We start from the raw sequence: 14,090 nt of genomic DNA on the forward strand, positions 1-14,090 counted from the left end.
TTGCAGCAGGTCAAAGCCTTATAGTTCGGCGTCGATGAGTTCGGACATTTGATCAAAAGGCAGGGCTCCTGCGTGCTTCTCGCCATTAACAAAGAATGTCGGGGTCGAGCCTACCTTGAATTCGTTGGAGCCGCGTTCCCGTACTGCGTTTATTGCGTCAAGAAGCTTCTGGTTTTTCAAGGCTTCCTCGAAAGACTCCTGTGTAAATCCGATCTGCTTGGAAAAATTCAGCAGTGAACTATAGGGATTGTCGCTGAACGCCCATGTGCTCTGGTTTTCGAACATGGTGTCGATGATGTCGAAATATTTGTCCGCCGGAGCAGAACGGGCCAGCATGAAGGCGGCAGCGGCCACAGGGTCGAGCGGGAATTCACGGAAGATGAACTTCACTTTTCCGGTCTCAATATATTGCTTCTTGAGCTCCGGATAGGTGCGCTTGTGAAAGTTGGCACAATGACCGCAAGTCATGGAGGCATACTCCACGATCGTGACCGGCGCATCTTCACTGCCAAGGACCTTGTCGCCCAGCGGGCCCGGTGTCAGCAGCTCATCAATGTCCACGCTCTCGGCGAACGCCAGTGCAGGCGCTCCGACTAGCCCGGCAGCGGCGGTCATGGCAGCAGAGGTTTTCAAAAACGTTCTACGGGATACGGTCACGTGTCAGGTTCCTGTCATGCGTTGGTTTTGCCGATGCGGCTTGGGAAGGGATTTGCCCCTTAAACGTCTCACCGTCAACCAATAGCGCAAAATATGGCGGTATGTGGGAGGCTGCGTTCATCAAACAATGGTGACCATTGGCGGTGTCTGCCTCAGCTAGGATCAGAACAGCCCCCTAATTGGCTGTTTTTCGCGCAATTACCTGCGCGCCCAGCTTTTTGAGAGCGGCTTTCAAGCGATCATTTTCAACGTCGGCCAATTTGCTATCGAGGGATTGCTGCTCATCCTGTGTCAGCTCGCGCAGTTTCGGGCGCTGCTCATCTTGCGGACGTGCGACCGGCTTTTGCACGATCTTGATTCTGGACACGGCAGCCCAGCCAAAGAACGTGTTGATGCGCGAAATGATCTGACCGGTCTCGTGGCTTAGCATCATTGCTGTGGCCCCATCTGTATAAACAAGAAGGGTTGCCGAAGGGATATCGCCAGATGCCTCAATCGCATCCATCTCGTTCTGCCGCGGCCAAATCAACCGCACTGGTTGAACGCGCTCAGCATATCTGCCACCTGCAATATCTGGCCAGGCAGCGATGAGATCGGCTGAGGCAAAGCCCCGCTTCTTGCAGACAGCAGAAACCGCATCGCCAACGAGGTCGGCGAGGTTACGTGCGTTCTTTGAACGCGGCCCCTTGCGATTTGCATTCGGTGTCAAAGCTGCACCTTCGGTTTTGCAAAAAGTTGTTTCGCAAATTTAAGCGTAGTCTTTGTGACAAAGACTCTTTCCGGATTGCGACAAAAGCAAGTCTCCACCCTTTGGGCACAAGCTGTACCCGCCTTTTCCCCTATTTTTCCCCAGATATTGGCATTTGTTGCTTGAATCTGGCCGCAATAAACACAGGTTTGGAGCAATGTCAGACGCTCAAGAAACCCACTCTCTCCTCACCTGGTATGACCATCACGCACGAGATTTACCATGGCGTGTCTCGCCATCAGATCGCGCGGTCGGGGTCATACCTGATCCTTATCAAGTGTGGCTATCAGAGGTCATGCTGCAACAGACCACTGTTGCTGCGGTCAAGGAGTACTTTCTGAAATTTGTTCGGCTGTGGCCGACTGTTTCTGATCTGGCGGCCGCTACTGAGGAAGACGTCATGAAGGCGTGGGCCGGATTGGGCTACTACTCCCGAGCTCGCAATTTGAAGAAGTGCGCAGAAGTTGTCGCAAGCGAGCATGAGGGACAGTTTCCATCCACTGAAGCCGAGCTCTTAAAGCTGCCGGGGATTGGGCCTTACACAGCCGCCGCGATCGCAGCCATTGCTTTTGATCAAAGAGCGGCGGTTGTAGATGGCAATGTTGAGCGGGTCCTCAGCCGCTATTTCGAAATCACCGAGCAGCTTCCAGCTGCAAAAGTTCCGATAAAGGCCGAGATGGCCCGGCTGACGCCCTCCGACCGGCCGGGTGATTTTGCCCAAGCGGTGATGGATATTGGCGCGACAATCTGCACTCCCAAACGCCCGGCCTGTGCCCTTTGTCCATGGATGAACAATTGCAAGGCCCGACAATCGGGCACTGCCGAAACATTGCCGCGAAAAGCACCGAAGAAGACCAAGCCAACACGGTACGGCTTTGCTTATGTCTTGAGACACCCCAAGAACGGCGCAGTTCTTCTGCAAAGACGTCCTCCCAAAGGCCTTTTGGGGGGAATGAGCGAAGTCCCCGGAACCGAGTGGAGCGAGAGCCGCTTGGAAAAACAGAATTTTGAGAACGCTCCTGCGGTAAGGCCTTGGCGGAAGACACCGGGGATCGTCCGTCACACTTTTACTCATTTTCATCTGGACGTAGAAGTTCTAGTCGCCGAAGCGACAGATGACTTTGTTCCGGGACCCGGACAGTGGTGGTCGGCGCAAAATGAAATTGACGAAGAAGCGTTGCCAACAGTCATGAAGAAAATCATCTCGAATGCCTTTGAGTTTTCCTGACAGCAGCTCAACCAGAGCGCCCTTACGCAAAATACACCCTTTGGATCATAAATTAATTTTTATTAATTTAGCTCCACTGCAAGATCTACCTTGAGTAGAACTCCGTAAGCTTCCTCAGCAAGACAACCTAACCTTTTCGCACTCGAAGATGATTTCTTCGAACACCTTGTCTTGCATCCGTTATCAGGGAGTTTCACATGCAAATCTTGAAGAAATTCGTCGCAGTTCTCCTTCTCGTTCTGCCTTTCAGCGCTGCGCAAGCGTCTCAGAAAGACATCGTGGACACTGCCGTTGGTGCCGCCTCCTTTAAAACACTGGTCGCGGCAGCCCAAGCTGCCGGGCTGGTAGACACATTAAAGGGTGACGGCCCATTCACGGTATTTGCCCCAACCGACGAAGCTTTTGCCAAGCTGCCGGACGGAACCGTTGAGGATCTCTTGAAGCCAGAAAACAAGGATCAGCTTGTTCGCATCCTGACTTACCATGTTGTACCGGGCAAAGTGATGTCCTCTGATATCGCTGGTAAGACTGCCGAAGTCGCAACCGTTGAAGGAAGCAACATTTCCGTCGACGCAACAGACGGGGTAAAAATCAACAATGCGACTGTTGTTTCTGCCGATGTCGAAGCCAGCAATGGTGTGATTCACGTTATCGATACTGTAATTCTGCCTCAGTCCTGAATTCCGCAATGGCACTTGTTTGCCATCGCTTAACTGACCAAACACAAGCACCTGTCGCCCTTGCGGCAGGTGCCACAAAAATGTGATTAGTAATTTTTTCGGTGACAATATTTCGCACTATCAATGAATCTAGAATCATTCTAATGTGCGCACGTAAAATCATACAGCCGGAGGCACTGTGCCATGAAGGGTAGTGAAAAAGTAATTGAACGCTTGAATGAAGCTCTGTTTTTGGAGCTTGGAGCCATCAACCAATATTGGCTCCATTATCGCCTCTGCGCTGATTGGGGCTACACACGCCTAGCCAAGAAAGAGCGCGAAGAATCCATCGAGGAAATGCAGCACGCCGACAAGCTGGTGGATCGCATTATCTTCCTCGAAGGCCACCCAAACATGCAGAAGGTGGCACCGCTCAAAATCGGCCAGAACATCAAGGAAGTCCTGGAAGCCGATCTGGCGGGTGAATATGAGGCACGGACCTCCTATAAAAAGTCCCGTGATGTCTGCCGCGACGAAGGCGATTATGTCTCCATGGCGATCTTTGAAGAACTCCTCAAGGACGAAGAAGGTCATATCGACTTTCTGGAAACCCAGCTGGAGCTGCTCAACAACATTGGCGAAGAGCGCTACGGTCTCCTGAACGCACACCCGGCGGACGAGGCTGAATAAGCCCGATCTGATATACTGCTTGAAAAAGAAAACGCACGGCTGGCTGGCCGTGCGTTTTTTGTTTTGCCTGCTATCTGAGGATTACTGGAAAGCAGTTTCCGCGAAACTTCTGAGCTTGCGCGAATGCAATCTATCGCTTGGCATCTCCCGCAGTTTTTCCAGAGCCCGCAACCCGATCTTCAGATGCTGCGCCACCTGAGTCTTATAGAAATCGGTCGCCATTCCCGGCAGCTTCAGTTCGCCATGTAGTGGCTTGTCTGAAACGCACAGCAGGGTTCCATAAGGCACCCGGAAACGGAAACCGTTTGCAGCGATGGTGGCCGACTCCATGTCCAGGGCAATCGCACGCGATTGCGAAAAGCGTTGCACCAATCCTTTTTGATCCCAAAGTTCCCAGTTGCGGTTGTCTATTGAGGCTACGGTTCCTGTCCGCATGACACTTTTGAGTTCATAGCCGTCATATCCGGTGATCTCGGCGACTGCCTCTTCCATGGCCACTTGAACCTCTGCAAGTGGCGGAATGGGCACCCATGTCGGCAGGTCCTGATTGAGAACGTTGTCCTCACGGACATAACCGTGTGCCAAAACGTAGTCACCAAGGGTCTGACTGTTCCGAAGTCCGGCGCAGTGACCAAGCATCAGCCACGCGTGAGGCCGCAGCACAGCGATATGGTCTGTGATTGTTTTGGCATTGGAAGGCCCAACACCAATGTTCACCATGGTGATGCCGCACTGCCCCTTGCGCTTCAAATGGTAGGCTGGCATTTGCGGCAGTTTTGCGGGCGCGGCCCCGGAGCTGGGTTCTGTCTCTCCTGCAAGCGTCACCAGATTCCCCGGTTCGACAAACGCCTCATAGCCGCTATCTGGGTCTGCCAGCAGCTCGTAGGACATGCGGCAGAACTCGTCGATATAGAACTGATAGTTCGTGAACAAAACATAATTTTGATAATGCTCTGCAGCTGTGGCCGTGTAGTGCTGCAGACGATGTAGGGAATAGTCCACCCGCGGTGCGGTGAAGGATGCCAGCGGCATCACACCGTTCGGCGGCTCATAGGTTCCGTTCGCAATGGCGTCATCCATAACCGAAAGATCAGGAAGATCAAACGTATCAGCTAGTGGGCGATCCAACTTGGCGGCTGCTGCACCACCTTCGACATGGGTGCCATCGTAAAACGCAAAATGAAGCGGGATCGCCATGTCGCTGTCACCGACGTGAACCGGCACATCGTGGTTCTTCATCAGGAGCGAAATCTGCGTTTCCAGATAATGTTTAAAAAGGTCCGGTCGTGTGATCGTGGTTCCATGGGCTCCGGGGCCTGAAACGAAGCCATAGGATAGGCGACTATCGAGACGAACGTGACTATCGGTGACAATGTGAACCTGCGGATAATACGCGCGGACACGCCCTTCCATTTCCTTTCCCTCAAGAAGGTCCTGAAAGGCGTTCCTTAAAAATGCAGTGTTGGCCTCAAAGATCTCGATCAGGCTATCAACCGCAGCTGACGCATCCGTAAAAGCTTCAAGCGGATGTGCGGGTGCCAATTTTACCGGGCGAACGGACTGGCCATTCAATACAGATGTATGATCAAGCAATGTGTTTCTCCTTATTGTTGTTGTTAACCGAACACAATCGGAGGCCTGAGACGTCGCGTCAATATGGTTAGTAACATTTTTTGAAGTTTTTTTCACAATTCGAAAACTTTTTCAGATTGATCTCCGCATTTTTTGTCCTGCCCAACTTGATTGAAACAACCCGGGCAATGGAGTACTGCAGATGCATTGTCTTTCCGCGGTTCCCCATCCGTGAATTCTGGAGAAATCGATGACACGCTTCACGCCGTTTTTACAAGCCGCCAGTTTTGCCATTGGCGTAATCGCCCTTGGCGCTAAATCTCAGGCTGCCGAACTGCCTGATCTTGAGGGACGCGAAGTTGTTGTTGTGACGGAAAATGCATATCCGCCTCTTCAGTTCATCGACCCGAAGAGCGGCAACGCCATTGGCTGGGAATATGATGCCATGGCGGAAATCGCCAAGCGTTTGAACATGACCGTGGCCTATGAGAATGTCAGCTGGGATGCCATGATCCCAGCTGTTTCCGAAGGCCAGTATGAAGTTGGCATGACTGGCATCACCATCCGTGATGATCGTAAGGAGAAGGTGGACTTCTCTGACGCCTATATGCGCTCGGAAATGTTCATGCTCGTCGGCGCCAAGGAAGACCGGTTCACCGATGCGAAGAGCTTTGCGGCAAATGATGACCTGTTGGTCGGCGCACAGCCGGGAACAACGCCATTCTATGTTGCAGTTTATGAAGTGCTTGATGGCAACGAAGCCAACTCGCGCATCAAATTGTTTGAGACCTTTGGTGCGTCGGTTCAGGCGCTGCGTGCAGGCGATGTCGATCTCGTGCTTACCGACGGAACCGCCGGCCAAGGCTATGTCACAGCAAATCCGGATACGTTCAAGCTCATCGGCGATCCATTAGGGAGCGAAGACTTCGGCTTCATTTTCCCGAAGGGGTCCGACATGGTCGCACCAATCAATGCTGCAATCGCCTCCATGAAAGAAGACGGTACGATTGATGCCCTGAACAAAAAGTGGTTCCTCGACTACAAGCTTGGTCAATAAGGACAAAGAGCCCCGCCTTTCCTAAGGCGGGGCTTTACATTTCATGGCTCAACCCAATTCTTCCTCCGATACCGATTTCCCCTATTGGCTTCTCGCCTTGAGCCTTCTTGGCCTTGGGTTCGCAGCCTACGCCTATTCCAACGATATCTATGGTCAGGTGTTCGCCATTGTCGCCAAGGGTGCCGGCATCACCATTTTTGTGACCCTGGTGGGGTTTTCACTCGCCTCGGCGCTTGGGCTGGTTCTCGCGGTTGCCTCACTGTCCCGCTTCCTCGCAGTTCGTCAGGTTGCCCGGTTCTATATTGAAGTGGTCCGCGGCCTGCCGATACTCGTTTTGCTGCTCTATATCGCTTTTGTGGCAGCCCCGCTGGTCATCGCGCTCATCAATGCCATTATCGAACCGCTGGGGATGGATCCGCTGCGGACGCGCGACTTTCCGCTGATCTGGCGAGCCATTCTCGCGCTCACCATCGGATATTCAGCCTTCATTGCCGAGGTCTTCCGCGCCGGCATTCAGGCCGTCGACAAAGGTCAGATTGAAGCAGCCAAGGCGCTTGGCATGAGCGGGTGGCTGCGCTTTCGACTGATCGTATTCCCTCAAGCTCTTCGCACGATCCTGCCCCCACTGGGCAATGACTTCGTCGCGATGATCAAGGACAGCTCCTTGGTTTCGGTTCTGGGTGTTGCCGATATCACCCAGCTGGGCAAAGTCTATGCAGCCGGATCATTCCGGTTTTTCGAGACTTATAATGTCGTCGCCTTCATCTATCTCACGATGACCGTCACCTTGTCTCTTGCTCTCAGAAAGTTCGAACGCAAGACACGGATCGAAGAGCGCTAGGTGATTAAGGGAGGGTTGCATATGTTGAAGCTGGATCATTTAACTGTCATTGCTCCAACATTGGCAGAAGGTGTCACCCACGTCCAAAACTGCCTCGACCTGAATGTTCCTTTCGGTACACACCATGAATATATGGGTACCTATAATCATCGGCTCCAGCTTGGCGCGAATGTCTATCTGGAGATCGTGGCGCTTGATCCAGACGGTATAACTCCTGGCCGGGCACGCTGGTTTGGTCTGGATAATCAGAAACAAGTCAGAAGGGATTGGGAAGAAGGTTTCCGATTGCGGGGGTGGGTTGCCAATGTTGATGGTCTAGAACGCTTCTTGATGCATTTCCTAGGCCTGTTCGGCGAAGCAGTGCCTCTCCCTCCGGACAAATCGGAATTCAAATTCGCTATACCGGAGGACGGCTCTCTTCCCCTTGACGGTTCGCTTCCTTCACTAATCGATCATTGTGGTGTGCCGACCTCCATGGCGGAAATTCCTGACCTGGGCGCGCGGTTGGTCAACTTCGCGATGCAGCATGCTGAGCCATTAGACATTGGCAAACGATATGCCGCGCTTTCCGTTGATCGCCCGCCAGTGATTTCTGCGGGTCCTCGCCTCAAGTACACGGCACATATAGACACGTCCGGTGATTTAAAAACGCTGTTTTAGACGTTGGGAAGAGGCTGTCATACGCCGCCCCAGCGCTTCGAAATCGAGATACGGCCGCTGTTTGACGGAGCGATTTTCGAATCACCTCGGCAAAATCTGCCCACTCAATAAGTATGAACAGCTTCAATTTTCTTCTTTTGATTGCAAATTATGCCAAACAGGCGAAAAATTTTGAATCAACGCTCGAAAATACCCTTAACCTTTGGAGTCCTCCCAAGAATAACCGGACAAAGGAAAACAGCTGTTTTCTGCAAGTTTTGGTTAGCCAGTTATGAATACCGTTAGGTCATCGCTTTACTTTGGTAAACAAAGCATTGATTCATAGGACTCTTTTCTGAATCCCACTTAACTCCTGATTTACCAAACCCGGTAACCATGACACTCGAAATTGCGTGAGGTTTTGCGTCGCAATGAGTGTACAGCGTACTGGGGTGTCCTTCGCGGCACCCCTTCAATCCCAAGGTTCCAACCCGGAACCATCCTGGCTCAACACCATTCACCGCGGAGACTGTGTTTCCGCGCTGGAAAGACTGCCGTCAAAATCAGTCGACCTGGTATTCGCCGACCCCCCTTACAATCTTCAGTTGGGCGGGGATCTGATGCGACCGGACGATTCAAAGGTCGACGCCTGCGACGATCACTGGGATCAGTTCGCAAGCTTTGAGGCCTATGATGCTTTTACCCGCGCTTGGCTTTTGGCTGTTCGCAGGGTGATGAAGCCGGACGGCTCTCTTTATGTGATCGGCTCCTATCACAACATCTTTCGCGTTGGCGCGATCCTTCAGGATCTCGGCTTCTGGATCATGAACGACATCATTTGGCTCAAGTCCAATCCGATGCCGAATTTCCGGGGCAAACGGTTCACCAACGCGCATGAAACGATTATCTGGGCAACCAAGTCGAAGGACGCCAAGCCGACCTTCAACTATGACGCCCTGAAAACGTTTAATGACGATCTGCAGATGCGCTCTGATTGGCAGCTTCCGCTATGTACTGGCGGGGAGCGGCTGAAGGATGAGGCTGGTCAGAAAGTCCACCCGACACAAAAGCCTGAAGCGCTGCTTTACCGGGTTTTGACAGCGTCCTCGACACCGGGCGACGTTGTTCTTGATCCCTTCTTCGGCACCGGCACAACGGGTGCTGTCGCCAAGAAACTCGGCCGAAACTATGTCGGTGTAGAGCGTGAGGAAGATTATATCCGCCATGCGGAAGCTCGCCTTGCAGCAATCACCCCGGGGGATGCCGAAACCCTTGAAATGCAAAAGGGAAAACGGGCGGAGAAACGCATTCCGTTTGGCAGCTTGCTCGAAACCGGCCTTATGAAACCGGGCACGGAGCTTTCCTGTGCCAAGGGCCAGCATTTGGCCGTGGTTCGTGCAGATGGTTCTTTAAAATGCGGCAACCACACCGGCTCCATTCATAAGGTTGGAGCCCTGGTGCAAGGTCAGCAATCCTGCAATGGTTGGACCTTCTGGCATGTGGGGTCCGGCAAGACCCGCACACCGATTGACAGCCTTCGACAGGATTTACGATCCCGCCTGCAATCATAAGCAGGACGGCCTTCGCGATCCCCGCGAAAGTCTCGCCCCCGGATGTTTCAGCCGAAACGCCGGGGGCTTTTTAGTTTGATTGGCCGAATACCTCCTCCAAGGCCGTTACCAGCGGCACAAAAATCATATCGTTTGCGAAGTGAAACCGCTCATTTGGCTGGCAGGGTCATTGCATGCGCGACGGCAAGGCGAACCCACTCCTCGATCACTAGCGTGTCATGGTCTTCAGCGTTGACGAAAAACAAACCGGTCATTCGTCGTCCTCCCTGTACCATGGGTTCACCGCCAGGCATCGAGAGCGCCCGATCTTCGTTTTCCTTTCCAACCCGGAACATGAAACGCGGTTCGCCATCCTTTGACCGATCGGCGCCGCCGACCATGTTGCCATGAAGGAGAAAACACACACCGCCCATCATGCGTTTTTCAGAAAGACCCGGCAGACCATCGACATAATCCCGAAACCGGTTGGTCAATTCTTCATCATAGGCCACCAGCACCTCCCTCACGACCAAATGGTCAGGATAACCCAAACACCAATTGCAGCTGCCGGAAACTGGGTCATAATCATCGGAACTGCTCGGACTTTTTGATCGTAAAGGACAAAGTACAAGATGCGTCCTGCGACAAATGAGGAGACCGCAATCCAAAGCCAGATTGCTGACAAACCCATCGCCTCACTCGCCCCTAATACCAGTGCCATGGCAGGCCCATTTTCAATCAGATTGCCATAAAACCGAGAACGCTTGAATAGAACTGGGTCCTGCCCCTCCCCTCGAAGGGTATTGGTCTTTCCCCTGTAAAGCCCAATCCATGCCGTAAGACAGACCAGAACGATGGCGTAGCAACTGACAAATGTAAACGTGACTGGCAAGACAATTCAGGGTTGCTCCTCTAGCAAGTTTGAAGTTTAAGAGGCGTCTGCCGAACCGGGCATTTTGGGGAAACTCCCTCTCGCCATAAGGGCCGCTTCCCAACGTTTGGCGTGGACCAGGGTCTCCGGAACGTGAAGATTGACGAAGGCTGCCACGAGCAGCATGCCCATACCGATGATATCGGCCATGGAGAACCTGTCATTGACCAGGTAGGTCCGCCCGTCTGCCAATTCGTCATTCAGCCATTTAAGGCGGTGTAAATAGACTTCACGGCGGTCGGCTGCATAGTCAGCGTTCTGGTTGACCACCTCTGCAAAAAACGGGATTTCGTGCAAGCCGACATCGCCTGCCACGTTAAAGAGCCACAATTCCATACGGCGGCACCACATGTCGACAAAGGCTTTTTCCTTGTCGGTTTGCCCAAAGAGCGCGGGCTCCGGGTAGAGACTTTCAAGATATCGACAGATTGCAACACTTTCTGCCAGATGACTTCCGTCATCCAGCTCCAGAACCGGGACTTGCCCCAGCGAATTGAGTTTACTGAACGCCTCCGTTCGAGTCCCGCCGCCTGGGATGTCGATCATTTCGACCGGAATTTCGATGCCCTTTTCCTGCAGGAAAACAAACACGCGCGCGCCGTTTGGAGACATTCCATTATAAAGCTTCGTGACCTTGCTCCTTGCCTTGGTGATTTTTCCAAGGTGACGGCGATCTAAATATGTTCAAGAACATATTTAGATATTGGCTATCATTCGTGCCTTAGAACAGCGAGGTCCTATGCCCTACAGTCCAGAACACAAGGTACGAATTCGTGCGCAAATTGTTGAAAAGGCACGCATCCTTTTCAACCGAAGAGGATTTTCTGAGGTCTCCATCGATGACATCATGGCCGAAGTGGGCCTCACGCGGGGCGGGTTTTACAATCACTTTAAAAACAAAGATGAGGTCTATGCGGAGGCTATTCAGAGTTTTTTGAATGGGCGTGGCAAAGCGTGGCGAGACGAAGCCGGGTTGGATGCTCAAAATGGGGACCGGATTCGGTGCGCGCCATGATCGACAGTTACCTGTCTTCAAGGCATCTCGGCGATCTGGACGGCCAATGTCCTATGATTGCCCTGCCTTCAGATGTCGCTCGGGCAACGCCGGAAGTGCGTTCTTCTTATGAAACCTTGCTCAAGGCCATGACCTGGCTCTTTGAAAACAACCTTCCCGATGCTGCCGCTGCTGCAAACCGACAAAAAGCCCTCGCACTTTCAGCAATGTGTGTGGGCGGCATGGTCCTGTCCCGAACAATCGATAACCCCGAGCTTTCAGCCGAAATTCGGGAGGCTGCGCGCATGACCGCTTTGACTTTCTCCGACCTGCTTGAAGTCGAGGAAGCTTAGGGTCTAGCCCTAAATCCCGCGTTCCGTCGTGACGGGTGACGCTAGCTGCGCGGTGTTTGCTTTGGGAAAAAGCGGAAATGCCCGACAACCTTGAAAGCGAATAATCTGTCTTCAAGCCGGGTTCCACCGCCGATATTGTGAACAACCATCGGATTGCCGCTGCGGGAAACCTCATCGCTGACAATGGACATATGCGGGAGGTTGCCGGGCAAAACCTGCTCGACGACATCACCGGGAAGATAGGTCTCTGGTTGATCGGTAACCGGCAAATCTGCGCCTTGCCGCTCAAAATATCTTGCAAGGTTCAAAACACGCCGGTGGTCGATGTTGCGATCAGGCCGTTTCAGCCCCCAGCGGGTCGGGTAAGCAGAGAAATGGGCTTTCATATCCAGATGGACTGCTTGTTGCAGATCAAAGTCAAAAGCATCACGATAGGCGCGAATGATGACATCTGAACAAACACCGCGATCTCGCGGAACATCGCCATTTGTATATGTCAGACCAACATAGGCCGGGTCATAGATGACCGTAACGCCAATTTGGCGTTTTGCTGCCGCGATTAAATTTGCTGCCCTTGGATCCAACAAACCAAGTTGCGGAGGCTGATCTGCCCAAACATTTGAAGGGAACGATCTGGTCGCGCTAGCGGCTAGCGCAGCACCTCCCAGAAGAAAAAAAGCCCGTCTATCCATCATACCCTCATCCTTTGAAGGACGAGAGTCATAGGATAGACGGGCGAATTTGTGACGTAACGGAGGCCATTGCATGTCAAGCCGCAGACGACCATCCGAAGCCAGCTTTAGTCAAATCCGACAAGCGCTTTACGGCGTTTTCCGACAGCGAGCGCTAAACGGTCGTCGGCCTGGAGGTTACCAGCTGTGATCTGGCGGCGCGCATCATCAACCACTTGCCGGTTCAAGCGGACTCCGCCGCCTTCAACGAGGCGTCTGGCCTCGCCGTTTGAGCCTGCAAAGCCAACGAGCACCAGGAGTTCCAGCAAACCAAGGCCTTCAGACAGACGAATGCGCGGCAACACGTGCGTTGGTTCCAGAAGCTCTTCCGCGCCGCCGAACAAGGCTTCCCCCTGCTCCAAAGCCTTCCGGGCTTCTTCCGGGCCATGCACGATTGCCGTGACCTGCGTTGCCAACACTTTCTTTGCATCATTAAGCTCATGCCCTTCCAAGGCTGAAAGGCGCTCAACTTCATTCATGGGAAGCTCGGTGAAGAGCCTTAGGAAACGCCCAACATCTGCATCCGCGGTGTTGCGCCAGAACTGCCAGAATACAAACGGAGACAGGTGCTCGGGATGAAGCCAGACAGCGCCAGCAGCGGTCTTGCCCATTTTGGCACCAGAAGCTGTCGTTAGTAGCGGCACCGTCAGACCGTGAAGCTTGCGACCGTCAGCCTTTCGACCCAGCTCGATCCCATTGACGATGTTCCCCCATTGATCAGACCCGCCGATTTGCATTTCGCAGTTGTAGCGGCGGGAGAGTTCAAGGAAGTCAACAGCTTGCAACATCATGTAACAGAACTCGAGAACCGTCAGAGGCGACTGCGTATCCAGACGCGACTTCACGCTTTCAAACGTGACCATGCGATTGACCGTGAATTGGGAGCCATAGTCACGCAGAAACTCCAGAAACCGGAATTCGGTCAACCATTCTGCATTGTCAACGAGCAGTGCGCCGTCATCCCCGTCCATGGAGACGAGACGTTCGATGCAACGGCGAATGCCGGACACATTTGACGCAATCTTGAGTTCATCCAAAAGCGGCCGCGCTTCATTGCGGAAACTGGGGTCGCCGACTTGGGTCGTCCCACCGCCGAGCACTGCAATTGGCCTGTGACCGAGCTTTTGCATCCAACGCAGCGTCATGAGTGGCATCAGATGCCCGACATGCAGGCTTGCAGCAGTTGCATCAAAGCCGGCGTAAACTGTCACCGGTCCTTCCGCGAGACGGGCGTCTAGCGCTTCAAGGTCGCTCGCCTGATTTACCAGTCCGCGTTCCAGCAGAACTTGCAGGGTTTCGGATTTAAGGGGTGTTGCCGGTTTTCCGGCTTCGAGCATGTGTTTGGTCATTTTCAGCTTCCTGGTGGCAGCGCCAGGAGCCCACAAACCAAAAAGCCGCCTGACGCGGCGGCTTTTGTGAGGTTTGATTTGTCAGAACAAG

Annotated in this window: 17 protein-coding genes; 9 read left to right on the top strand and 8 right to left on the bottom strand. The window is 53.1% G+C overall.

Going from position 1 to position 14,090, the window contains the following annotated elements; translation table 11 throughout:
* Positions 1-18: 18 nt before the first annotated feature.
* Both TRICHSKD4_RS00945 and TRICHSKD4_RS00950 read right to left on the bottom strand, forming a co-directional pair.
* Positions 19-657, bottom strand: coding sequence for a thioredoxin domain-containing protein (locus tag TRICHSKD4_RS00945; protein WP_009758823.1), 639 nt, complete (start codon positions 655-657; stop codon positions 19-21).
* 175 nt (positions 658-832) lie between these two features.
* Positions 833-1,366, bottom strand: coding sequence for a DUF721 domain-containing protein (locus TRICHSKD4_RS00950; protein ID WP_009758825.1), 534 nt, complete (start codon positions 1,364-1,366; stop codon positions 833-835).
* 196 nt (positions 1,367-1,562) lie between these two features.
* Between TRICHSKD4_RS00950 and mutY the strand changes: the two genes are divergently transcribed.
* The 3 genes from mutY (at position 1,563) to bfr (ending at position 3,982) form a co-directional block, all read left to right on the top strand.
* Entirely contained in the window at positions 1,563-2,633 is a 1,071-nt protein-coding gene (mutY, locus tag TRICHSKD4_RS00955) for an A/G-specific adenine glycosylase (RefSeq protein WP_040615912.1), read from the top strand.
* A gap of 197 nt (positions 2,634-2,830) precedes the next feature.
* Positions 2,831-3,313 (top strand): fasciclin domain-containing protein, encoded by a 483-nt coding sequence (locus TRICHSKD4_RS00960; protein WP_009758827.1) that lies wholly within the window; start codon positions 2,831-2,833, stop codon positions 3,311-3,313.
* Between the two features lie 183 nt (positions 3,314-3,496).
* On the top strand, positions 3,497-3,982 hold the full coding sequence (gene bfr / locus TRICHSKD4_RS00965; protein WP_009758828.1) for a bacterioferritin: 486 nt from the start codon (positions 3,497-3,499) through the stop codon (positions 3,980-3,982).
* An 81-nt stretch (positions 3,983-4,063) separates the two neighbouring features.
* Here the strand turns inward: bfr and TRICHSKD4_RS00970 are convergent, their stop codons facing one another.
* Positions 4,064-5,524, bottom strand: a complete 1,461-nt coding sequence (locus tag TRICHSKD4_RS00970; RefSeq protein ID WP_371256656.1) for an AMP nucleosidase — start codon at positions 5,522-5,524, stop codon at positions 4,064-4,066.
* Between the two features lie 280 nt (positions 5,525-5,804).
* Between TRICHSKD4_RS00970 and TRICHSKD4_RS00975 the strand changes: the two genes are divergently transcribed.
* The 4 genes from TRICHSKD4_RS00975 to TRICHSKD4_RS00990 all read left to right on the top strand — a co-directional run bounded on the left by TRICHSKD4_RS00975 (position 5,805) and on the right by TRICHSKD4_RS00990 (position 9,662).
* Entirely contained in the window at positions 5,805-6,611 is an 807-nt protein-coding gene (locus TRICHSKD4_RS00975; protein ID WP_009758831.1) for a transporter substrate-binding domain-containing protein, read from the top strand.
* Positions 6,612-6,654: 43 nt separating this feature from the next.
* Complete coding sequence (locus tag TRICHSKD4_RS00980; protein ID WP_009758832.1) at positions 6,655-7,452, top strand: amino acid ABC transporter permease; 798 nt, start codon at positions 6,655-6,657, stop codon at positions 7,450-7,452.
* A gap of 21 nt (positions 7,453-7,473) precedes the next feature.
* On the top strand, positions 7,474-8,112 hold the full coding sequence (locus TRICHSKD4_RS00985) for a VOC family protein (RefSeq protein WP_009758833.1): 639 nt from the start codon (positions 7,474-7,476) through the stop codon (positions 8,110-8,112).
* A gap of 410 nt (positions 8,113-8,522) precedes the next feature.
* Entirely contained in the window at positions 8,523-9,662 is a 1,140-nt protein-coding gene (locus TRICHSKD4_RS00990; RefSeq protein ID WP_040615827.1) for a site-specific DNA-methyltransferase, read from the top strand.
* 149 nt (positions 9,663-9,811) lie between these two features.
* On the opposite strand, the gene TRICHSKD4_RS00995 is transcribed toward TRICHSKD4_RS00990, so the two are convergent.
* The 3 genes from TRICHSKD4_RS00995 to TRICHSKD4_RS01005 are packed head-to-tail and all read right to left on the bottom strand — an operon-like array spanning position 9,812 to position 11,226.
* Entirely contained in the window at positions 9,812-10,153 is a 342-nt protein-coding gene (locus TRICHSKD4_RS00995) for a TfoX/Sxy family protein (protein WP_009758836.1), read from the bottom strand.
* Positions 10,154-10,164: 11 nt separating this feature from the next.
* On the bottom strand, positions 10,165-10,533 hold the full coding sequence (locus tag TRICHSKD4_RS01000; protein WP_040615828.1) for an MAPEG family protein: 369 nt from the start codon (positions 10,531-10,533) through the stop codon (positions 10,165-10,167).
* Positions 10,534-10,569: 36 nt separating this feature from the next.
* Positions 10,570-11,226, bottom strand: a complete 657-nt coding sequence (locus tag TRICHSKD4_RS01005; RefSeq protein WP_256377381.1) for a glutathione S-transferase family protein — start codon at positions 11,224-11,226, stop codon at positions 10,570-10,572.
* A gap of 49 nt (positions 11,227-11,275) precedes the next feature.
* Between TRICHSKD4_RS01005 and TRICHSKD4_RS31455 the strand changes: the two genes are divergently transcribed.
* Both TRICHSKD4_RS31455 and TRICHSKD4_RS31460 read left to right on the top strand, forming a co-directional pair.
* Entirely contained in the window at positions 11,276-11,587 is a 312-nt protein-coding gene (locus TRICHSKD4_RS31455; RefSeq protein WP_247642758.1) for a TetR/AcrR family transcriptional regulator, read from the top strand.
* Complete coding sequence (locus TRICHSKD4_RS31460; protein ID WP_009758840.1) at positions 11,584-11,919, top strand: hypothetical protein; 336 nt, start codon at positions 11,584-11,586, stop codon at positions 11,917-11,919. Before TRICHSKD4_RS31455 ends, TRICHSKD4_RS31460 begins: the two co-directional genes overlap by 4 nt.
* Before the next feature lie 41 nt (positions 11,920-11,960).
* Here the strand turns inward: TRICHSKD4_RS31460 and TRICHSKD4_RS01015 are convergent, their stop codons facing one another.
* Both TRICHSKD4_RS01015 and tyrS read right to left on the bottom strand, forming a co-directional pair.
* Positions 11,961-12,614 carry a DUF1287 domain-containing protein gene (locus tag TRICHSKD4_RS01015; protein ID WP_139051910.1) on the bottom strand — a complete coding sequence of 218 codons (654 nt, stop codon included), beginning with the start codon at positions 12,612-12,614 and terminating at the stop codon, positions 11,961-11,963.
* A 104-nt stretch (positions 12,615-12,718) separates the two neighbouring features.
* Positions 12,719-13,999, bottom strand: a complete 1,281-nt coding sequence (gene tyrS, locus TRICHSKD4_RS01020) for a tyrosine--tRNA ligase (protein WP_009758842.1) — start codon at positions 13,997-13,999, stop codon at positions 12,719-12,721.
* Positions 14,000-14,090: the final 91 nt, after the last annotated feature.

The organism is Roseibium sp. TrichSKD4, assembly GCF_000148725.1.
GTDB lineage: Bacteria > Pseudomonadota > Alphaproteobacteria > Rhizobiales > Stappiaceae > Roseibium.